This is a genomic window from Amphritea sp. HPY (genome assembly GCF_050870985.1).
GTDB lineage: Bacteria > Pseudomonadota > Gammaproteobacteria > Pseudomonadales > Balneatricaceae > Amphritea.
Genome location: NZ_CP194015.1, coordinates 3218038 through 3239625 on the forward strand (window position 1 = coordinate 3218038; position 21588 = coordinate 3239625).

22 protein-coding genes and 5 tRNA genes are annotated in these 21588 nt (G+C 50.6%); 11 read left to right on the forward strand and 16 right to left on the reverse strand.

The window, feature by feature from the left end:
- Window positions 1-220: 220 nt before the first annotated feature.
- From ACQUQM_RS14260 to ACQUQM_RS14280, 5 genes are all read right to left on the reverse strand, one after another.
- Window positions 221-697, reverse strand: a complete 477-nt coding sequence (locus ACQUQM_RS14260) for a YiiD C-terminal domain-containing protein (RefSeq protein WP_432470565.1) — start codon at window positions 695-697, stop codon at window positions 221-223.
- A 45-nt stretch (window positions 698-742) separates the two neighbouring features.
- Window positions 743-1318 carry a nitroreductase family protein gene (locus ACQUQM_RS14265; RefSeq protein WP_432470566.1) on the reverse strand — a complete coding sequence of 192 codons (576 nt, stop codon included), beginning with the start codon at window positions 1316-1318 and terminating at the stop codon, window positions 743-745.
- A 20-nt stretch (window positions 1319-1338) separates the two neighbouring features.
- Window positions 1339-2166 carry an NADPH-dependent 7-cyano-7-deazaguanine reductase QueF gene (queF, locus tag ACQUQM_RS14270; RefSeq protein ID WP_432470567.1) on the reverse strand — a complete coding sequence of 276 codons (828 nt, stop codon included), beginning with the start codon at window positions 2164-2166 and terminating at the stop codon, window positions 1339-1341.
- 85 nt (window positions 2167-2251) lie between these two features.
- Window positions 2252-3025, reverse strand: a complete 774-nt coding sequence (locus ACQUQM_RS14275) for an ABC transporter permease (RefSeq protein WP_432470568.1) — start codon at window positions 3023-3025, stop codon at window positions 2252-2254.
- Window positions 3026-3110: 85 nt separating this feature from the next.
- Window positions 3111-4043, reverse strand: a complete 933-nt coding sequence (locus tag ACQUQM_RS14280) for an ABC transporter ATP-binding protein (RefSeq protein ID WP_432470569.1) — start codon at window positions 4041-4043, stop codon at window positions 3111-3113.
- 247 nt (window positions 4044-4290) lie between these two features.
- Here ACQUQM_RS14280 and ACQUQM_RS14285 point away from each other — a divergent pair, with 247 nt between their 5' ends.
- The gene (locus ACQUQM_RS14285) at window positions 4291-4686 is read left to right on the forward strand and encodes a PA2817 family protein (RefSeq protein ID WP_432470570.1); all 396 of its coding nucleotides are present in this window, start codon (window positions 4291-4293) and stop codon (window positions 4684-4686) included.
- A 76-nt stretch (window positions 4687-4762) separates the two neighbouring features.
- On the opposite strand, the gene ACQUQM_RS14290 is transcribed toward ACQUQM_RS14285, so the two are convergent.
- From ACQUQM_RS14290 to ACQUQM_RS14335, 10 genes are all read right to left on the reverse strand, one after another.
- Window positions 4763-7585, reverse strand: coding sequence for an EAL domain-containing protein (locus ACQUQM_RS14290; protein WP_432470571.1), 2823 nt, complete (start codon window positions 7583-7585; stop codon window positions 4763-4765).
- Between the two features lie 75 nt (window positions 7586-7660).
- A complete protein-coding gene (locus ACQUQM_RS14295) occupies window positions 7661-8878 on the reverse strand; it encodes a hypothetical protein (RefSeq protein WP_432470572.1) in 1218 nt (405 codons plus the stop codon).
- Entirely contained in the window at window positions 8868-9152 is a 285-nt protein-coding gene (locus tag ACQUQM_RS14300; protein WP_432470573.1) for a hypothetical protein, read from the reverse strand. Before ACQUQM_RS14300 ends, ACQUQM_RS14295 begins: the two co-directional genes overlap by 11 nt.
- Window positions 9153-9403: 251 nt before the next feature.
- A tRNA-Glu gene (locus ACQUQM_RS14305) sits at window positions 9404-9479 on the reverse strand.
- Window positions 9480-9502: 23 nt separating this feature from the next.
- Window positions 9503-9578: transfer RNA gene (locus tag ACQUQM_RS14310), tRNA-Gly, on the reverse strand.
- A gap of 8 nt (window positions 9579-9586) precedes the next feature.
- A tRNA-Glu gene (locus ACQUQM_RS14315) sits at window positions 9587-9662 on the reverse strand.
- A 310-nt stretch (window positions 9663-9972) separates the two neighbouring features.
- Window positions 9973-10048: transfer RNA gene (locus ACQUQM_RS14320), tRNA-Gly, on the reverse strand.
- A gap of 6 nt (window positions 10049-10054) precedes the next feature.
- Window positions 10055-10130: transfer RNA gene (locus ACQUQM_RS14325), tRNA-Glu, on the reverse strand.
- Between the two features lie 119 nt (window positions 10131-10249).
- Window positions 10250-11389: a YeeE/YedE family protein gene (locus ACQUQM_RS14330; RefSeq protein ID WP_432470574.1), complete on the reverse strand. Its 1140-nt coding sequence runs from the start codon at window positions 11387-11389 to the stop codon at window positions 10250-10252.
- A gap of 210 nt (window positions 11390-11599) precedes the next feature.
- Window positions 11600-12259, reverse strand: a complete 660-nt coding sequence (locus ACQUQM_RS14335) for a peroxiredoxin (protein WP_432470575.1) — start codon at window positions 12257-12259, stop codon at window positions 11600-11602.
- Between the two features lie 192 nt (window positions 12260-12451).
- Between ACQUQM_RS14335 and fdxA the strand changes: the two genes are divergently transcribed.
- Complete coding sequence (gene fdxA / locus ACQUQM_RS14340; RefSeq protein WP_432470576.1) at window positions 12452-12775, forward strand: ferredoxin FdxA; 324 nt, start codon at window positions 12452-12454, stop codon at window positions 12773-12775.
- A 100-nt stretch (window positions 12776-12875) separates the two neighbouring features.
- A complete protein-coding gene (gene amrS / locus ACQUQM_RS14345; protein WP_432470577.1) occupies window positions 12876-13967 on the forward strand; it encodes an AmmeMemoRadiSam system radical SAM enzyme in 1092 nt (363 codons plus the stop codon).
- A gap of 42 nt (window positions 13968-14009) precedes the next feature.
- Here the strand turns inward: amrS and ACQUQM_RS14350 are convergent, their stop codons facing one another.
- Window positions 14010-14606 carry a CPBP family intramembrane glutamic endopeptidase gene (locus tag ACQUQM_RS14350; RefSeq protein ID WP_432470578.1) on the reverse strand — a complete coding sequence of 199 codons (597 nt, stop codon included), beginning with the start codon at window positions 14604-14606 and terminating at the stop codon, window positions 14010-14012.
- Between the two features lie 173 nt (window positions 14607-14779).
- On the opposite strand from ACQUQM_RS14350, the gene ACQUQM_RS14355 reads away from it, so the two are divergent.
- From ACQUQM_RS14355 to sufT, 8 genes are all read left to right on the forward strand, one after another.
- A complete protein-coding gene (locus tag ACQUQM_RS14355; RefSeq protein WP_432470579.1) occupies window positions 14780-15316 on the forward strand; it encodes an SUF system Fe-S cluster assembly regulator in 537 nt (178 codons plus the stop codon).
- 27 nt (window positions 15317-15343) lie between these two features.
- Window positions 15344-16792, forward strand: coding sequence for a Fe-S cluster assembly protein SufB (sufB, locus tag ACQUQM_RS14360; RefSeq protein WP_432470580.1), 1449 nt, complete (start codon window positions 15344-15346; stop codon window positions 16790-16792).
- A gap of 13 nt (window positions 16793-16805) precedes the next feature.
- Window positions 16806-16940 (forward strand): hypothetical protein, encoded by a 135-nt coding sequence (locus ACQUQM_RS14365; protein WP_432470581.1) that lies wholly within the window; start codon window positions 16806-16808, stop codon window positions 16938-16940.
- Between the two features lie 2 nt (window positions 16941-16942).
- On the forward strand, window positions 16943-17794 hold the full coding sequence (sufC, locus tag ACQUQM_RS14370) for a Fe-S cluster assembly ATPase SufC (RefSeq protein ID WP_432470582.1): 852 nt from the start codon (window positions 16943-16945) through the stop codon (window positions 17792-17794).
- Entirely contained in the window at window positions 17769-19160 is a 1392-nt protein-coding gene (sufD, locus tag ACQUQM_RS14375) for a Fe-S cluster assembly protein SufD (protein WP_432470583.1), read from the forward strand. Before sufC ends, sufD begins: the two co-directional genes overlap by 26 nt.
- Window positions 19160-20437: an aminotransferase class V-fold PLP-dependent enzyme gene (locus ACQUQM_RS14380; protein ID WP_432470584.1), complete on the forward strand. Its 1278-nt coding sequence runs from the start codon at window positions 19160-19162 to the stop codon at window positions 20435-20437. Before sufD ends, ACQUQM_RS14380 begins: the two co-directional genes overlap by 1 nt.
- 87 nt (window positions 20438-20524) lie before the next feature.
- A complete protein-coding gene (gene sufU / locus ACQUQM_RS14385) occupies window positions 20525-20992 on the forward strand; it encodes a Fe-S cluster assembly sulfur transfer protein SufU (protein ID WP_432470585.1) in 468 nt (155 codons plus the stop codon).
- Between the two features lie 29 nt (window positions 20993-21021).
- Complete coding sequence (gene sufT / locus ACQUQM_RS14390; RefSeq protein WP_432470586.1) at window positions 21022-21579, forward strand: putative Fe-S cluster assembly protein SufT; 558 nt, start codon at window positions 21022-21024, stop codon at window positions 21577-21579.
- The last annotated feature ends 9 nt before the right edge of the window (window positions 21580-21588 follow it).

The following is a 21588-nucleotide window of genomic DNA, read 5'->3' on the forward strand; positions in this document are numbered from 1 at the left end:
CAGGCCATCCGGTTTTTTTATTCATTCCTAACTTATGAGGCTTTCATTGAATCAGGCTTCCAGTATTTTTCTAGCCACTAGCTGTAGATGCTAAAGACCTTGTTCACATCATAAAGGGATATGGGATACTGGTGTTCTTTTGCTTTTGATCTTCGCATTTTCTAGCCACTAGCAGGAAAGCCTGCTTTCCGTTCTAGCTAGTTGCGGAGCAACGTTCTAGCTACTGCCTTTCAATCGCTGTATACGCCCCGCTTAACTTCATCGCGACGACATCCCCCTGCCGAACTTCGACTTCGAGGTTCAGCCGGCCGCGACCTTTGTTGTCCATGTATGACATAAAGGTGGTTAACTCGGCATCGTCTGGCAGTGCAGTAACGGCGGAAAAGTCTCCGGTAACCGGGGCCAGGTATTGCAACTGGCTGTCACGGATCATGACATCACAGTCGCGGCCCTGCTCCCGCAGGTAGAGGGTGACCATAGCCCAGCCGCAGAGTGTGGCCAGTGTTGCCAGCGAACCGCCAAAGCCGGTGCCTTTGTCGTTAACATTAGGAGCCAGCGCTGCAGGCATTTGCAGTGAGCGGCCATCGTATACCAGATCACCGAATCCCATGTGGTTGATCAGTGGAATCTCGCCTTTGAGCCAATCAAGAAACTGCCCGGCTGTCTGCTGATAATCACTCTGCTGTTGATCGCTCATTCCTGTTCCCCTATTACTTGGCTGGCAGCTCAGCGCTGTTACCAATCAGCTCCAGTCACTGACAAACTTGTCGATATCCAGCTGCGGTACTTTACGGCTGCGTGCCGGTGTGCCCAGATACAGATAGCCGACTATCTCTTCGCCTTCAGACAGCTCCAGCCCCTGATGAACAGTCTCATCATAGGCCATATCGCCGGTTCGCCACATCGCGCCCAAATCCTGGGCATGGGCTGCCAGCAACATATTCTGCACCGCGCATCCGGCGGATATCAGCTGTTCAGAATGAGGCACCTTCGGATGTTCTTTGGTTTTCGCTATCGCGATAATAAGCAATGGTGCTCGCAGGGGCATGGCCTGAAACTTAGCTAACCGTTCCTCTGACAATTCAGGATCTTTCAGCATCGCGGCTTTGGCGAACAGCTGACCCAGTTTAACCCGGGCATCGCCCTGCACGTTCAGGAAACGCCATGGACGGATAGCGCCATGGTCAGGGGCCCGCAGGGCTGCCCGGTACATATTATCAAGCTGCTCCGGGGTCGGCGCAGGTTCCTGCAATGCAGGAATCGACACCCGCTGATGAAGATTGTCCAGTGCGTCCATGACGTCTCCTGTTTGTTTCACTTATATACCTGCTGGCTCTGTTACTGACGACTCAGACGCAGGTTATCGGGTTGTTGCTGTACGCTACTGCGATAAGGGTTGATATCCAGTCCACCACGACGCAGATAACGGGCATACACTGTAAGTTCCGCCGGCTTACAACGGTTCCAGATATCCATAAAGATCGACTCAACACACTGCTCATGGAAGTCGCCATGTTCACGGTAGGAAATCAGGTATTGCAGTAATCCGGCCTGGTCTATCGCCGGACCTTTATACTCTATCGCGATACTGGCCCAGTCCGGCTGCCCGGTGACCGGACAATTGGATTTCAGCAGATGACTGTACAAAGTTTCAGAAACTTCTTTCCCCGCTGAGCTAAGACGCTCTGGTGCCGGACTATAATCACTGATCTCAACATCAAGCTCATCCAGGCATTCGCCATGGAATGGCTCAATAGCGGCGGTGGTATCCGGGTGGCTGAAAATCACCTCTACCTGCCCTTCTGCGGCGGCGGAAAGGTCATCAGCCATCCGCGCTACAACATCGGCTTCTGACTCAAACCGGGTCAGGTTAAACGAGTTCAGGTACAGCTTGAACGATTTCGATTCGATAATATGGCTGCTGGTTGCCGGAATCCGAAATTCCGCCAAACGCACCACCGGTTTGCCTTTAGCATTCAGCCAGGATATTTCATAGGCGTTCCAGATATCGACACCAAAGAACGGCAGCGTATTGCGTTCGATTCCCTGCGCCTGCCAGTTCAGGTGGCGGGCGATGGGATACAACAACGAGGCGTCATACTGATTTACATACTCAGTATCGGCCCCCAGCGGGGCATGTTCTAAACCGGATTCAACTTTCTTCATTTCACAACCTGCTATATCTGTCTGTCACAATATTTTTATGACAGCTTACAACGACTCTTTCTGCCAGACTTTGATGATATTTATATCACTGACGAATACCTTTACCCGTTTTCAGCAGATACAGAGAGAAGCTGAACAGGATGGCGATAAAACCGATAATCATACCGTAGGCAAAGCCGACATCGATATCGCTGACGCCAAGAATACCGTAGCGAAAGGTGTTAACCATGTACAGTATCGGATTCAGCTGTGACACCCCCTGCCAGAATTCAGGCAGCAGATTGATCGAATAAAACACTCCGCCCAGATAGGTCAGCGGGGTCAGGACAAAAGTCGGAATAATCGATACATCATCAAAGCTATTGGCATAGATAGCGTTAATAAAGCCGCCAAGGGAGAACAATATCGCGGTCAGTAATACCACTGAGCACATCACCAACAGGTTATGGATATGCAGATCGGTAAAAAACAGCGACAACAAGGTCACGATCAGCCCCACCAAAAGTCCCCGCACTGAGCCACCAATGACATAGCCACAGAGAATGACCCAGTTCGGTGTCGGCGAAACCAGCAGCTCTTCAATATGGCGCTGAAACTTAGTGCTGTAGAACGATGACACTACATTACTGTAGGAGTTAGTAATCACCGACATCATGATCAGGCCAGGCACTATATATTCCATATAGTCGAAGCCGCCCATATCGCCGATGCGGGAACCGATCAGATTGCCGAAAATAATGAAATACAGCGTCATGGTAATCGCTGGCGGTAATAGCGTCTGCCCCCAGATCCGGGTAAAACGACGTACCTCACGAACCACTATGGTCCAGAAGGCAATAAAGATTTCACGGTTGCTCATGAACTTTCCTGCTCCAGATTCTTATTCACCAGCGTTACGAACAGTTCTTCCAGACGGTTGCTCTTGTTACGCACTTCACGGTTGCTCATGAGCTTTCCTGCTCCAGATTCTTGTTCACCAGCGTTACGAACAGTTCTTCCAGGCGATTACTCTTGTTACGCATACTGGTCACTTCGATCCCCAGCTCGACCAATTGACTGAAGATGCCGGTCAGCCCCTTGGACTTATGCACATCCACCAGCAAAGTATGATCACCTTCCAGTTTCAGCGGATAGCCATCAATCACCGGGCACTGGGCTTGTACCGGGGTAATATCCAAAATAAAGGTTTCAGTATCCAGCTGTTGCAGCAATTTACGAATACTGGTGTTCTGCACAATATGGCCGTGATCGATAATACCTATATTGCGGCACAGGCTCTCGGCCTCTTCCAGGTAGTGGGTAGTCAGAATAATCGTGGTGCCTTCGGCGTTGATCTCCTGCAGAAATTGCCACATTGAGCGACGCAATTCGATATCCACGCCAGCGGTTGGCTCATCAAGAATCAGCAGTCGCGGTTCATGCATCAACGCACGAGCGATCATCAGACGCCGTTTCATGCCGCCGGAGAGCATCCGGGAGATCTCATTCCGTTTATCCCACAGACCTAACTTACGCAGATAAAAATCAGCCCTTTCACTGGCCTCATCAGCGGCAATACCGTAATAACCTGCCTGAGTGGTGAGAATATCCTTCACCTTCTCAAACATGTTGAAATTGAACTCCTGCGGTACAACTCCCAGCTGACATTTGGCCTTGCTCGCCTGTGTATCCAGGTCATAGCCAAACACCTCAACCTGACCTGAAGTTTTATTCACCAGCGAGGAGACTATCCCCAGCGTCGTGGATTTTCCCGCTCCGTTCGGTCCCAGCAGCGCAAAGAAGTCACCTTCCTGCACCTCAAAAGAGATCCCCTTAAGGGCTTCGAAACCGTTTCCATAGACCTTACGCAGATCTTTAATTGCCAGCGCTGTTGTCATGCCTGATCCTGTTAATAGGTTGAACTGCATAAATGGGGATAGGGAGCCATTTTTTCAACTGGTTATTGTACCGGTACCGCTTTTGGTTTTATAAAAATGGGCGCATCCGTTACGAACAACACTGCAGCTGGGTATCTCTTGTCTTCGGCGAAGCCTGAACCTGATTACAGCAAATTCAATTGCACTTCCTCTGGCTGCATCTCGCCTCACCTTATACAATAGCCACCTGAATTGATCGGAGAAACCAATGACGCCTTACCAGTTCCACCACCTGAACTTCCTTAAGATTGCTTACAACAACTTTATTAAATCTGAGCCATTCACGCTGGATGACATCACCAATGAAGAAGAGCAATTCATCCTGGACTTTCAGCAACTGATCAAAGACTTTGAGGAAGGTTCAGAACACGTCTATCAGGATGGTGAGAACTTCATTGACCGGGCGTTCCGAATGTACCCACAACTGGCCCACCTGATCGCCCGGGACCTGCTCTGGTTTTTTGGCGGCAACTGCCTGCACAACATGCCAGACCATGAGATCGATAAATTCCAACAGCTCGATGAGCTACGCTTTGCAGCAGAAGATAAAGGTGAAGAGTTCGATTACCTTAACTCAAGGGCCAGCGTGTTCGGTCAGAACTGAACTACAGGCCCCGCCCTGAAGAAGGCCCGATAAACTCATCTATCACTACAAAATTCTGCAAGCCGGACAAGCGATGCTATTCCGGCTCTGAGCTTTCAATAACCAATTGCCCCTGGCTACAGACAAAGTCCATCAGATCATCCGCCGAAAGCGGCTTACTGAAATAAAAGCCTTGTATCAGAGTACAGCGGTGTTGCACCATAAAATCCAGCTGTTCCTGCGTTTCCACACCTTCTGCGACTACCTGTAACCCCAATGAATGGCACATCGCCAGGGTCGCCTTGATAATCGATTCATCACTGCGATCAACGCCGATATCTTTGACGAAGCTGCGATCGATTTTTAACTTATCGATCGGTAGTTTTTTCAGATAACTAAGCGACGAATAGCCTGTACCGAAGTCATCCATCGCCAGCGTAATCCCCTTATCCCGCAGGTAGGTCAACTTACCAACGGTTACCTCCGGCTGCTGAATAACAAAATTTTCGGTGACTTCCAACTCCAGCCATTCCGCGTCAAGGCCCGATTCTTCCAATGCACCTTCGACCGAAGCCAGTAATCTTTCGTGAGCAATCTGTTGTCCTGCCAGATTCACCGCCACCTTCATCTGCGGGAAACCTAATAACTGCCATGCTTTCATCTGCCGGCAGGCTTCTCGCAACACCCACTCACCCAGGGGAATAATAAGATCCAGCTCTTCAGCCAGAGGTATAAATCGATTTGGCGGCAACAGGCCAACCACGGGATGCTGCCACCGAACCAGCGCCTCAACCCCGATTACCGTCCCTGAAACAGCGTCAATCTGAGGCTGGTAATGCAGTACCAGCTCATCATGCTGAATCGCTTTACGCAGATCGGCCCCTAAAGAAAAACGTTCAAAACGCTGATGGTCTTTTTCCACATCATAAACGTAATAGCAGTTTTTACCGGCATCTTTTGCCTGGAACATCGCCACATCGGCATGTTTAATCAGGCTAGCCCCATCATTGCCATGATCCGGGAACAGGCTTATACCAATGCTGGCGGTAACGACAATCTCATACTCACCGATCCAGAACGGTTGCTGAAAAGCCTGCAAAATCTTACTGGCAACCACCTCCGCACCTTCAAGATTACGCACACTGGTCAACAGAACAGTGAATTCATCACTGCCCAGTCGCGCCAGCAGATCACTCTCCCGGATACATTCATTTATCCGCTTAGTCGCTACTTTTAATAACCGGTCACCAACCGCATGGCCTAAAGAATCATTAACTTCTTTAAACCGATCCAGATCGATAAACAAAATAGAGACATTCGTATCCTGATTTCTGCTGGTTTCAATCGCATCATTCAGATAACTCATAAAGAACAAACGGTTTGGCCGCTCAGTCAGAGGGTCGTGGTTAGCCAGCCAGTGCAGACGCCGCTCTGCCCGCTTGCGATCACTGATATCCATACCGATACTCAGGATCAGCGGCACATCACCATCGTTATGCCGTAACCGGGCATGCAACCAGGATATATCATGACGATTACCCGCATGATCCAGCAACACGCTATCGGTACGCACCTGGCTTTCAAGCCCGGCCATTAAGCGACTAATCTGAGCATTAAATTCAAGCCGCTCATCTTCCCGCTGCAGCAAACCGTTGTAATTCACTTTTCTGAGCTGACCCGCCTTCAGATTTAACAACTGTATACCGAAATGGTTAACACTGCGCAGCTCGCCTTGCTGGTTTTGAGTGAGGATCAACAGCGGTGCAGCTTCAGTCAGGCTGTACAGGAAATCCCGCTCTTTGCGCAGCGCCAGACGGCTTTTCTCAAGGCTATCGGTTCGCTCACTAATCTCTTCTTCTAAACTTTGCAGCTGATCACTCAACTGCAGAGATGAGCTTACCAAAAGGTCCCGTTCATCATGCCCGATCCGCTTAGCTCGTTGCTGATGCCGCTGTAAGGCCTCACGAAACTCGGGATAAGAACTTTTACTAAGCAGGGGTAACTGGTTGGCCAGCAGAACAAAAAAATCGATCGGTTTCTGCAGCAGTAATGCCAGCAGAAGCAGCGCTGTTGAGATACCACCCACACCCAAGAGCAGGTAATTCAACAAGCTCTCTCTGATACTTTTCAGGTGACCGGTTATATCGTCCATAACCACCCAGTAAGCCATACCTTCAGACAAGCCTTCCAGGGGGGAAAAGATCACCTCATATTGACGATCTCCGACAGCCAGGCGATATTCTCCACCAGCCTTATCAAACTGCTGTTGAACACTGAGTTGCTCCAGTAAAACCTGATTGCGCGGACGATTTGTCAGCGAATTAATCAACAATCCCCAGTTCGCCAGCTCACCAACCCGCTCCGGCGCCTGCAGTGCCAAACCAATATCGAGAGTGGTCTGCTGCTTAATGTCATAGATGACATCATATAGAAAACGGCCCACCATCAACACGCCAGCTTTCTCACCATCGAGCTGAATCGGGATCGCGACATAGCGGATACAGCTGGTGCTGCAAACCAGCTTTCGCAGTGGTCGCTCGGTTTCATATACCGCTCGAATCTCCGCTTCAGGTATATGAATCTTATCCCCCCAGAAACCAACCATCCTGGCCTCGCCATCATACAGGTAGGCAGCATTGACTGAACCATTCAGCTGGAATGCATCGAACTTGAGATTAATAGTCTGCGATAATTTAGCCAACGGACTGATATAGTCGGCACTCTGCGATGTATCGACTAAAGGCAATAGTTCAGCGGCCTCAAGTAAGCGCTGATAGGACGCTTCGATAGAGCCATTGAGGCGTGCTATTTCAGCACTGTTAATCTGCTGGCGCTGCTGCTGGAACTGATACTCAAGCTGATACAGGGAAAACAGGGCATAAGCCCCCTGCACTCCGACCAGAACCAGAATGAGAATCATATAAATTTTCCAGCGCAAGCTCAGAAACCTGCCGGTATTGTTACTCATTTCCTGCCCGTATATCGTCCTAAATAATCAAAAGCGGTAAGTCGCTTGCAACGCGTAAATATTCCAGTTTTTGCGCTGGGCTGCCGCCGGGCCAGGATTATCCTGCTCTGGTAGCCAGCCGGTACCTTCAACCCGGTGATACTCGGCCCTGATCAGCCAATCCTGTGTCGGTGCCCAACCAACTCCAAAGGTCCAGTCTTTACTATAAAAAGCATGGGCGGGCTTGGGGAATATTGCGCTATTGGCGATACCGTCGGGGTCATTTTTATCCAGCAATAACTCATCATAACGCAACACCAGGTCCCATTCCTGGCTCAAACGATACTGGCCCTGTATATAAAAAGATTCAATTGTCGATTCCGGCCGGGGGGTAAACAGCCCCCCCATCTCGCTCCAGTCGATATCATGTTGCATATATTCCGCTGTCAGGCTCCATTTTTCAGCATTATACTGGGCAGAGAGAAGCGCTAGATTGAGTATCATATCGCCGGCATCAAACTCAAAAAAATCGAGCGGAAAGCCAGGGCCTCCCGCAGGTTTATAACCCAGTTTATATTCGGCTAGCGTCGCGCCAATACGATATGCGCCCGAGTCATCATTATATATAGCCCGGGCCATATAGCCTTCTGAATCATCGAACGAGCCTGTCGCATCAAACCCCAGATAAGCGTATTCAACATTTCGATCTTTTTGCGGTATGCCATATAAAAGATCAATATCCAGGCGCCCGCCAGGCACTTCAACATAGCTATAGAAGATTCCACCATCAACCGAGAGTTCCAGATCTCGGGCCTGATCGAAGTAAAGCGACTGCGGCAGCATTATCGTTGGCCGGGTAAATGCCACATCCCGGGTTTCGTTATAAAAACCAAAAGGAATTTTAAGCCGCCCGAAACGGACGCCGAACTGGTTATCCACAGCATCACTAAAACGGTAATCCAGTAGTGCATAGTCAATCTGAGGCGTTCCATCATCCACTTCGCCCGCCCGGCGCGACATCAACTGAACCGCACCCCGTAAACGTGGAGTAAATCGATACGAGGTATTAATCGCCAGTTCACGAAAATCCAGGCTGCCCTGATCACTGCTCTCGCCGTAGACATTATTATGATCGGTGTAAAAAAATCCCTGGGTAATAAAACCGTGAATTTTTAATGCCTCAGGATCAAATTCGGCCCGGGCCGCACCGCTCAATAACAAGCTACAGGCTGATAAAAAAATCAGAAAATGCCGTTTAATATTCATCGATACCCCTCACACCGTCCATTGTGATCTCTTCATCGGCGATATAACCGATTGCTCCCGGAGTTTGAGCTATGCGTTGTATCATTTCGGCTGCGGAATTTACCTGGCGAGGTGATTCTCCGGAGCCGGTATAGAGAGCCCGGTCCCAGGTATTGCGAAGCTGATAGGGGAATATTTTAAGACGCTGCTTAACAAACTGAAAATGCGCCGGATCACGGTCAGGATAGACAAACACGCGGATCGGCGTGCCATCTTGCCAGCGAGTTACACGCATAGAAAAAACTGAAACCAGAAAAGCTCTGTCGACAACACCGACCTCAACATCGGGCGCGACGATTACAGAACCCGCTAAAGAATGAGAGGCCGTGAAACTTATACAGATAAGAATCAAGGATGTCCGTATCAACCTTACCATATCACTGTGTACCTAAACATACTGTTCAGACGGCAGTATATACAACCTTGATCAGGCTTTATATGGAGCAGATTAAAGAATATTGCCAGACTGGGCATAAGGAGAAAAAGTGGCGTCCCATAGGGGGTTCGAACCCCTGTTACCGCCGTGAAAGGGCGGTGTCCTAGGCCACTAGACGAATGGGACGCATCATACAGTCAAACTGTATTTGGAGCGGAATATCGGGCTCGAACCGACGACCTGAACCTTGGCAAGGTTCCGCTCTACCAACTGAGCTAATTCCGCAAAAAGAGTGGCGTCCCATAGGGGGTTCGAACCCCTGTTACCGCCGTGAAAGGGCGGTGTCCTAGGCCACTAGACGAATGGGACGCAGTTACCTGAGTAACGTTCCTCGTCAGAGGAGGCGCGTATATTAATAACTTGATCCGACATCGTCAAGCATAAAATAACAAAAAAACAAAAGCAGTGGATCAGGGGCCAAATACGACACGCAGCATTATCCATGAAGCCTTCAAAACAACCACATGTGAATATGTCATTAATACAGCTTGAGAGTATTGCTAACGAAACGTGTTGATATCGCTGAGAACTGAGAACTGAGAACTGAATAATTCGAAACGACAAAAGAAGCAATGCCTGGAATAAGCAGAGCAAATCAAACAATGAAAGGTAGAGAAATTGGAGCGGAATATCGGGCTCGAACCGACGACCTGAACCTTGGCAAGGTTCCGCTCTACCAACTGAGCTAATTCCGCAAAAAGTGGCGTCCCATAGGGGGTTCGAACCCCTGTTACCGCCGTGAAAGGGCGGTGTCCTAGGCCACTAGACGAATGGGACGCTGAGGCCGTTTCCCGTTACCGGAAGACGGGGCGTATAATATTTATCGGACCGCTTCTGGTCAAGCGGTTTTTACTACTTTTTTCCTTCTTCCTGCAAATAGCCTGATCCTTGATCACCTATGCCCTGACCCGGTCCTCTTGCCGCTCAGGTTCCGCTGCTTCTGACGGCTCACCGGCCTCTTTTTCAGCCGGCCCCGGTTTTACCAGGTGAGAGGTACGATCAACCAGCAGATCAGTAACACCGGCACCCACCCACATCGACGCCAGCGCAACCCATGCGGTAATCGAAAACGCCGAACCACCGGTCAATCCTGCCCCCACGGCACAGCCTCCGGCCAGCATGCCACCAACGCCCATCAAGACTGCACCGAGAATATAACGCACCATGCTACGGCCATCTTTAAAGCCCTGCAGTTTAAAAGTACCGGATAGAACGGCTGCCAGGAAAGAGCCCAGGAATACCCCCGGCACCAGCCCTACATCGAAATCCAGAGGGGCCCCACCTGGCGTCAGGAAGTACATCAGAGTATCCGCAGACGGCCCGGTAAATGTCATGCTCTCTACCTGGGTCGGTTCAAAGGTCTGATATGACATGTGGTAGGTAAACCACCAGCCGCCGACGACCATACAACCAACCCCAATAGCGCCAATCCACCCCCAACCGCTGAGTCGATTCCTGGCCGCAATAATAACGGCGACGATGGCACAGGCCAGACCGATGTAGATACCGGTATGCTCACCCCAACCGAGAAATGAGATTAACTCCAGACCGCCGTCATCATGTAGCAGCCAGGCGCCCGCTACGGAGTCCCTGACCGGCGCAAATATGCCGCGCAAAGTCGCCTGAGCCGCAGTCGCAAACAACAAGCCGGAACACAATGCCCGCAGATTACCGGTCGCGGCCAGTACCAGCAGCCGGGCACCACAGCCCCGTGCCAACACCATGCCGGCACCAAACAACAAACCACCTATTACTGCACCGGATAAACTGCCGTAAGACGCCAGCATACGTGAGTCTGAAATATCCAGCAGATCAAATGTTATAAGGAATTGAGTTCCAAGCACTGCCGCTGAAAATGTCAGCAGCCAGATACCAACTTTCGGGCCTAGCTTTCCGTGACAAAATTCCACCACCGCTGCCCGCAGACAAAACTGGCTACGCTGGGCAAAAGCACCAAACATAGTACCCAGAATAAAGCCTCCTAATGCGGTCGTCCCCGATTCGCCAAGAAGATCGATAATCCACTCAAAATCCATATTAATACCTGCAAGCAGCTTCCAAGACAGACATCCGGTACCAAAAGCCTGTCTATTTAATGATCACTGCATACTACAGGAATAAGCTTATTCTTGTTTGATATATATCAGAGGTTTATATTGGCAAGACAATTCAGAACTAAACATTAAGGAGCCTGCGAACAGGCTCCTTATTTTAATAAAAATATATTTAAGCTATCCGACAACTTATTATTCTGGTTGAGGAACTATTCGGATATAGGGCTTAGGGGCTTTCCAACCTTGTGGGTACTTCTTTTTCGCCTCTTCATCAGATACTGCTGGCACGATAATCACATCTTCCCCCGCCTTCCAATTTACCGGTGTTGCAACCTGATGCTTCGCGGTCAGCTGAATTGAATCAAGCACCCTTAGTACCTCATCAAAGTTGCGGCCGGTACTCATTGGGTAGGTGAGCATCAGTTTTATCTTTTTATCCGGTCCGATGACAAATACAGATCGTACAGTAGCATTATCCGCCGCGGTTCTTTCTGCAGCATTACCACTGGCATTTGGATGGATCATATCGAACAATTTGGCAACCGACAGATCAGTATCACCTATCAGCGGATAATTGAGCGCATGTCCCTGAGTTTCTTCAATATCCTTCGCCCAGCGGACATGGTCACTGACGGCATCAATACTCAGACCAATGATCTTGCAGTTTCGTTTATCAAATTCGCCTTTAAGGCCCGCCATATAGCCCAGTTCAGTCGTGCAAACCGGGGTAAAATCTTTTGGATGAGAAAACAATACCGCCCAGCTATCACCTATCCATTCATAAAAATTGATTGTTCCTTCAGTCGTTTCGGTGGAGAAGTCAGGGGCATCATCTCCAATACGCAATGGCATGACACACCTCCATAGTAATTGAGTGAGTTGAGTTGATTTATGAAACCTATGCACAGAAGCTTCATAGCATCCATGAGTATAGTTGGGCTGGAAAACCATAAAATCACTAATGACTATTATTGAGTCCAATCCACCCATCCAACGCAGCTATACTGACCAATGCGGTATATCTTGAAAGGAGAAGACCTTACTATGACTTTTGTAGTGACTGAGCCCTGTATCAAATGCAAATACACCGACTGCGTCGATGTCTGTCCGGTGGATTGCTTCTATGAAGGACCTAACTTTCTGGTTATCAATCCCGAAGAGTGTATCGACTGCGCGCTGTGTGAACCGGAATGTCCTGTCGATGCAATTATGGAAGAAAAAGATGTGCCTGCAGATCAACAGGAGTTTATAAAGCTCAATGCCGAACTGGCTGCTATCTGGCCCAATATTGATGAGGTTAAAGAGGGTCCGCCAGATGCTAAGGAGTGGGAGATTGAAACCAACAAACGACACCTGCTGGAACGTTAGAACTTGCTCCAGTGGCGCTGTATAAGTCCTTTCCTACTTACTATTATGCTCTGGCTATACTTAAGGAGAGTACTTTGCTTAGGCAGCAGTGAGGCGACAAATGATTCCGGAAACCCATAAAATATTACCGACCAAATACTGGCATAAGCTTGATGATGATCGCATCCAGTGCGACGTCTGCCCCCGCGCCTGTAAACTGCGCGAAGGCCAGCGCGGTCTGTGTTTTGTACGTGGCCGCGAAGACGACCAGATCATGCTGTATACCTGGGGCCGTTCCAGCGGCTTCTGTATCGACCCGATAGAGAAGAAGCCACTCAACCATTTTCTGCCCGGCAATTCAATTCTTTCCTTTGGTACCGCTGGCTGTAATCTGGCCTGTAAATTCTGTCAGAACTGGGATATGAGCAAATCCAGGGAGATGGATATCCTGGCGGATCAGGCTCTGCCAGAAGAGTTAGCGGCAACCGCAAAACGCCTCGGCTGTATCGGCATTGCGTACACGTACAACGATCCGGTGATATTTATGGAATACGCCATGGATGCCGCTGATGCCTGCCATGAACTGGGGTTAAAGAGTGTTGCTGTTACAGCCGGTTATATCTGCCCGGAACCGAGAGCTGAATTTTACCGCCATATGGATGCAGCCAATGTCGACCTGAAGGCCTTCACCGAGAAATTCTATAAGAAAATCTGTGGCGGAGAACTGGCTGCGGTACTCGATACCCTCGAATACCTTAAACACGAAACCGATGTCTGGTTCGAGATAACCAACCTGCTGATTCCGGGTGAGAATGACTCCAGCGAGGAAATTGAGGCCATGACCCGCTGGGTTGTTGATCATCTGGGGCCTGACATTCCCATGCATTTTTCCGCCTTTCACCCCGACTGGAAGATGATGGATAAGCCAAGTACACCACCTGAAACCCTTACCCGTGCTCGTGAAATCGCTATAGCAAACGGCATCCGCTACCCTTATACAGGCAACGTCTATGATACTGCCGGCGAAAGCACGTATTGTCATAACTGCGGTGCCATGCTGATTGAGCGTTGCTGGTACAAGTTGGGCCATTGGGGACTCACCGACGACGGCCACTGCCTCAAATGTCACACCCCACTGCCCGGTGTGTTCAATGGTCCTCCCGGCACATGGGGTCCACAAAGGAAGATGGTGCGTATTCTACAAACTGAATAACTCCGACCTTCAGCTGCAGCGGTTTTTCTATTTCAAGAGCTTCTATTTTGACGGCACCTGATTGGGCTGCCGAACTTTCAAATACGCAAGCACAATAAAATCATAAAGCCCGTGCGTGATGATTGGCACCAGAAGATTATCAAAGCTAAGCAACAGCCAGCCCAGATAGAGACTAAACAACGCCGCAAATATCGCATAACTCAGTGATATGAAATGTACCAGGCCAAACAGAAGGCTGGTAATCACAATGCCAGCCCAGGGCGTGAATTCAATTGCGAGTCGGGTTTGTATCACTCCCCTGAACAGCGCCTCCTCCCCAATACCGGCAACACCGGCGATCAGGGCAAGATCCAGTAGAGAAGCACCGCTAAAGAATATTAATACACGCTCGCGGCTCAGGCGAAACAGGTGCTTAATCGGACCGTAGCCCGACTGTGAAGCGATCAACATAACCAGCAACGGCGGCAATGTCGCCAACGTCCCCCAGGCTCCGCCTTGCCAGCCGAACTGAAATTGCGCGAACGGTGGCGAATTAACCAGCCAGCCCAGCATCAGGGCGACGATAACCAGGCCGCCCTCAAAGACCAACGCTAAGCGGATAACTCTCACGTTAGATGCTATCTGTTTTCCAGGCTTCATACTGCCTCAGCTAAAGATCACTTTTCTTAGGCTCCTTAGCAAACATCTCAGTATCGCGACCGCAGCCGTACAAATATCAGCCTAGCTGAATCAGCATGCAAGGGGGAAGAATTCTGAGCAGGCAACCTATATGGGACTATACTGGTACTGTATAAAGACAAAGGAAATACCCGATGTTGCGCGTAAGCAAACTGACTGATTACGGCACCGTTATTCTGGCTCAGATGGCACTTAGCCCGGCGGCTTCTTATAGTGCTGCCAGCCTGGCTCAGCAGGTTACATTACCTGCCAGTACTGTCAGCAAACTGCTGAAGATAATGAGCCGGAGCGGCTTGCTCTATTCCAGCCGCGGCAAACAGGGAGGCTACACACTGGCAAAGGCTCCACAGGAGATATCGCTGGCCGAGGTTATAGAAATACTGGAAGGCCCGATCGGACTAACGCAATGCAGCTGTCAGAGTGGCTTGTGTCAGATAGAGTCCCATTGCGCCATTCGCCAGCAGTGGCAGGGAATCAATGGCGTGATCCACGAAGCGCTGCAACAAGTAAGCCTGGAGGCTCTGCTGAGACAATCGGTTCAGACAAGACCTTCAGCGAATAACAGAAAGCCATCAGCCAGGGAGCTAGAGTTTTCAGTTGATAATAATAAGCCATTAGCTACAAATAATGAGCCTTCAGCTGACAAAGAGAATTTCGATCTGAAAATGTAAGACCCTGAAAAGGGAGGAGAGCCCCTCATGGCTACCACAACACCTCCACTTGAGCGCATGCTTGAGCGAGGTTACAGCCAGGGATTTGTTACAGAAGTAGATTCTGACAGTTTGGCACCGGGATTAAGTGAAACGGTTATTCGCCAGATTTCCGCGAAAAAAAACGAGCCAGAATTCATGCTGCAGTGGCGCCTGCGGGCCTATTTTCACTGGCTGACCATGGCAGTACCCCGTTGGTCCCGCGTGCATTATGAGCCGATCGACTATAACGCCATTTGCTACTATTCAGCCCCCAGAACAACATCCGAAGGCCCTAAAAGCCTGGACGAAGTCGATCCGGAAATTCTCCGGACGTACGAGCGGCTGGGGGTTCCGCTGCACGAGCGCGCCCGTCTGGCTGGCGTGGCCGTTGACGCAGTTTTTGACAGCGTATCTGTCGCGACCACGTTTCAGGACGAGCTGGCGGCAAAGGGAATTATATTCTGCTCCTTCTCTGAAGCGGTACAGAAGCACCCGCAGCTGGTGCAGCGTTATCTGGGTTCAGTTGTTCCCTATACCGACAACTTCTATGCCGCCCTCAACGCGGCGGTTTTCAGTGATGGCTCCTTCTGTTATATCCCCAAAGGCGTGCGCTGCCCGATGGAGCTGTCCACCTATTTCCGTATCAACTCTGCCAACACAGGTCAGTTCGAACGCACCCTGATCATTGCCGAAGATGACAGCTACGTCAGCTATCTGGAGGGCTGTACAGCCCCGATGCGGGATGAGAACCAGCTTCACGCCGCGGTGGTTGAACTGGTGGCACTTGAGAACGCAGAAATTAAGTACGCCACCGTTCAAAACTGGTACCCCGGGGATGAGGAAGGCAATGGCGGAATTTTCAACTTCGTCACTAAGCGCGGCCTCTGTGCCGGTGCCCACAGCAAAATCTCCTGGACTCAGGTAGAAACAGGCTCGGCAATCACCTGGAAGTATCCCAGCGTGATTCTGAAAGGCGATTATTCCGTAGGTGAGTTCTACTCCGTTGCACTGACCAATAATTATCAGCAGGCCGATACCGGCACCAAGATGACCCATCTCGGTAAACATACCCGCAGCACGATTATCTCCAAGGGAATATCCGCAGGGCACGGACAAAACTGCTACCGGGGCCTGGTTAAAGTCGGGCCGAAGGCACTTGATTCCCGCAATTACAGCCAGTGTGATTCATTGCTGCTCGGCGCATCCTGCGGCGCCCACACCCTGCCCTATATCGAAGTAAAACACCCTCAGGCCCAGATAGAACATGAAGCGACCACCACCAAGATCAGTGATGAGCAGCTTTATTACTGCCAGCAACGGGGTATCGATACTGAAGCGGCCGTCTCCATGCTGGTCAGTGGCTTCTGTAAAGAGGTGTTTCATAAGCTACCAATGGAGTTTGCGGTAGAGGCACAAGCATTGATGGAGGTAAGTCTGGAGGGCGCTATAGGCTAAACAGAGGTGAATTATGTCTGACACTAAATACACTATGACCCATGAAAAAAAGGGTTTGCTGAAATCGCTGATTAATCTCCTGCGTCGGCTATGGCGGTTCCTGAAAGACCGTCTGCTGCCCACGGTCGTTAAATATACAGGAGATTAAACATGCTGAGCATCAAAGACCTGACCGTGCGTATTGAAGACAAGCTGATCCTGCAGGGTATCAACCTGGAAGTGGCTGCAGGCGAAGTCCATGCCATCATGGGGCCTAACGGCTCAGGGAAAAGCACGCTGGCCCAGACATTGGCAGGCCACCCTGATTACCATGTTTGTCAGGGACAAGTGTTATACCAGGGTAAAGATCTGCTATCACTGAATGTCGAACAACGTGCGGCAGCCGGGATTTTCCTGGCCTTCCAGTATCCGGTAGAAATCCCCGGCGTCAGTAACATTCACTTTCTTAAGAGTGCGCTTAACAGCCTGCGCAAACAACGCGGTGAACCGGAACTGGATGCGATCGATTTTCTCTCCGACGTAAAACATAAAATGGCCCGGATGCAGATGGAAGAAGGCCTGCTTTACCGGGGGGTCAATGAAGGCTTCTCCGGAGGGGAAAAGAAAGGTAATGAGATACTCCAGCTACTGGTTTTGGAGCCGCAACTGGCGATACTCGATGAGACCGACTCAGGGCTCGACATCGACGCCCTGAAGCGGGTTGCCGCCGGAGTCAACGCATTTCGCAGTCCTGATCGTGCCCTGATACTGGTAACCCACTACCAACGCCTGCTGGAATACCTGGTGCCCGACCGGGTTCATGTACTACAGGACGGCCGTATCATTCGCTCAGGCGGACCTGAGCTGGCTCTGGAACTTGAGCGACAAGGCTATACCACAGACCAGCCGGAATCGATAACTGATAAGACTCAGTTCATTTCTGACGAATCACACGCAGCCTTGAATGCATCGCTGAAAATTGATCAGGAGGTGCCGGATGCAGATGGCCAGACATCTCAATGAAGTACACGAATATAATTCTCCAGCAGGTTCAGACTGGCCCTGGCTAACTGCGTTTCGCAAGCAGGCGCAGCTGGACTTCACGGCACAAGGACTGCCGACTACGCGACAGGAAGCCTGGAAATACACCAGTATCAAAACACTGCACCAAACAGCGTTTAATCTCGCGCCCCCCCGCACGATGACCCGCACGATAAAAAGTCAGGCCATAAACCTCAGCGCATCGAGTGAGGCTGTCACTCCTATTCATAATTACCGCTTAACATTCATCGCGGGGCATTTTCAGGCGGACCTGTCTCAGCTTGAGGCACTTCCGCCGGACGTTAAACTGATACCGTTAAAACAGGCACTGGAACAAAAAGACTGCCTGATTCAAAGCCATATGGGACGCATTGCACAGCAACAAAACCATCCATTTGCAGCACTGAATTCGCTCTGTCTGGAAGATGGAGTCCTGCTTTATGTGCCTGCGGACTGCCACCTGAAAAAGCCGATTCACTGCCTGTTTTACAGCCCCGAAGAGCCAGAACCTCAAGCCTGCTATCCTCGCCTGCTCATTGTGCTGGAGGCGGGAGCGCAGGCCCAGCTGATCGAAGAGTATCTGGGCAGACCTCCTGAGAAACAGAAAAGTATCGCTCCGCATTTTACCAATGCCCTTACCGAAGTCGTTCTGGCAAACGGCGCCCGGCTAAACCACTCTAAGCTGGTTCGGGAAAGTGCGCAGGGTCAGCATATCGCCGGCATCCACGTAGAACAGGCCGCAGACAGTCACTTTCATAGCTTCTCGCTGGCACTCGATGGCGGATTCTGCCGTAATGACATTCAGGTCCGGCTTACCGCCAAAGGCGCTCAGACCCAGCTGGATGGGCTTTATGTCCTCGCGGGTCGCCAGCATCTCGATAACCACCTCAGAATCGATCATCTCCAGCCCGGCTGCAAAAGCGAAGTGTTCTACAAAGGTATTCTCAACGGTCAGGCTCGTGGAGTCTTTAACGGCATGGCGGTGGTTCACCCCGGAGCCCAGCAAAGTGATGCCCGTCAGGTGAATAAGAACCTTCTGCTTTCCAAAAAAGCGGAGATCGACACAAAACCCGAACTGCAGATTGAGGCCGATGACGTTAAGTGTTCCCATGGTGCCACAGTAGGCCAGCTGGATAATGACGCCTTGTTCTATCTTGGCAGCAGAGGTCTGGACCAGGACAGTGCCCGTACCCTGCTGACCTCGGCATTTGCCCACGATCTGCTGAATCGCATGGACGCAGGACCGCTACGTAAACAGCTAACCTCTCTGACTCGTATTGCCCTGGCTTCGCAACCTGACGGGGCACGGCAACCAGATGAACAATACAAGCCCCTAAGGTGGTCGTGATGAACATGCGCGATCGCATCCACGGCAAACAAGCTCCAGATTTGGTCAACAATAGCCCAACGTTTGATATAGACGCTGTACGCAAGAACTTCCCCATTCTGGGACGCCGGGTGTATGACCAGCCTCTGGTCTATCTGGACAATGCTGCCACCAGCCAAAAACCGAGAGAGGTCGTTGACTGTATCCAGGCATACTATCTACAAACTAATGCCAATGTTCACCGCGGGGTTTACCGTCTCAGCGAAGAAGCCACCAGCGCCTATGAGGCATCCCGGGATATAATTCAGCGGTTCCTGAACGCAAAGAGCCGAAAAGAGGTCATCTTCGTGCGGGGCACCACCGAAGCGATTAACCTGGTTGCTCACAGTTATGCCAAACCCCTGCTATCCCCTGGGGACGAAATATTGATCAGCACCATGGAGCATCACTCTAACATCGTGCCCTGGCAGATTATCTGTAACCAGACCGGCGCTGTATTAAAAGTAATCCCGATTAATGATGCCGGTGAAATCGAGCAGAATACATTTACAGCAATGCTGGGCCCCAAATGCCGGCTGCTTGCCATCACTCACGTCTCCAACGCCCTGGGTACTATCAATCCGGTAAGGCAGATGATCAAACTAGCCCATGCGCAGGGCATTACAGTACTTATTGATGGCGCTCAGGCCGCACCTCATCTGCAGGTTGACCTGCAGGCATTGGATGCTGATTTTTATGCATTTTCCGGCCATAAAGTGTACGGACCAACCGGTATTGGTGTGCTTTACGGCAAACAGGAATTGTTGGAAAAGATGGAGCCCTATCAGGGCGGGGGCGACATGATCAGTCGTGTTACTTTTGCTCATACAGACTACAACGAGCTGCCCTACCGGTTTGAAGCAGGCACACCCAATATAGCAGGCAGCATAGGTCTGGGCTGTGCTCTGGGTTATATAAATAACATCGGTCTTGATCAGATTGTCCGCCATGAACAGGCACTGCTGGGTTACGCCACTGAACAACTGTTATCGATTGAAGGCCTGCGTTTGATCGGTACCGCCAGGCATAAAGCGGGCATCCTCTCTTTTGTAATGCCAGAAGCCCACGCTCATGATATCAGCACAATTCTGGATCAGTCTGGCATTGCGATCCGCGCAGGGCATCACTGCACTATGCCTTTGATGACACGCTTTGGCATCGCAGCTACCGCCCGGGCCTCGCTCGCACTCTATAACAACCGCGCAGATATCGATGCTCTGGTAGCAGGCTTACACGAGGTAAAGCGCATATTTAAATAGCGGTTTGATGACCTTTTTTAACACTCGCAACCAGCAACCAGCAACCTGAGGAGCAGAAAAAAGCCAACATATTAAGCCAGGTTTTATATGAATAACGAACTGCGTGAACTGTACCAGGAAGTCATTATTGACCATGGACGACGCCCCCGTAACTTCAGAGTGCTGCAGGAATACAGCCATAGCCAGGAAGGCTATAACCCTCTGTGCGGCGATCGTCTGCAGCTGTTCCTGTTAATCAGGCCCGGGCCGGAACCGGTCATCGAAGATGCCTCTTTTCTGGGCGAAGGCTGTGCTATCTCAATGGCATCAGCCTCCCTGCTGACCGAAAGTCTGAAAGGCAAAACAGCAGCTGAAGCGCAGACTCTGTTCCAACAATTTCATCAGTTGCTCACTGGCGATGAAGCAGCTCAGTCAGAGGTTGGCAAACTCCAGGTATTAGCCGGTGTGCGAGCCTTTCCGACCCGAATCAAATGCGCCACACTGGCCTGGCATACCCTGATTGGAGCCCTCAACGGCGGTGAAGACAAACCTGAGGCCTGGGTTACTACTGAATAGAATATCGATGTATAGGAGGGGGCTGGCAAATGGAAAACAAAAAAACAATCAAACTACAGAGGGATTGTAGCGCCCTGCTGATTCCATCGGCCGAGTCGATAGCCCTCACCAAAGGCACTGAAGTCATAGTTCAACAGGCCCTCGGGGGAACCTATACCGTCAAAACCGGCTCATCTCTGGTGCGCATTGATAGTCGGGATGCCGACGCCCTCGGCTTAATCCCCCTGCACACAGGGACAGAAGTCACAGCTGCCAGTGAGTGTGAAGATGTCCCGGTCGATCACGACGAGATCCGACGCCAACTCAGAACCTGTTTTGATCCGGAAATTCCCGTCAACATTCTTGATCTGGGTCTGGTGTACAGCTGCCATATCAGCCGTCACCCCGAAGGTGGCAATCACATTCAGATAGAGATGACTCTGACAGCTCCAGGCTGCAGCATGGGGGCAATTCTGGCCAGCGATGTCAAAGCAAAACTGATGCAGGCCAGAGGTGTTCGTTCCGTAGATATCAAACTGGTATTCGATCCACCCTGGGATTCAAGTCGCATATCTGAAGCCGCAAAATTGCAACTTGGGCTACTCTGAAAGAGCAAC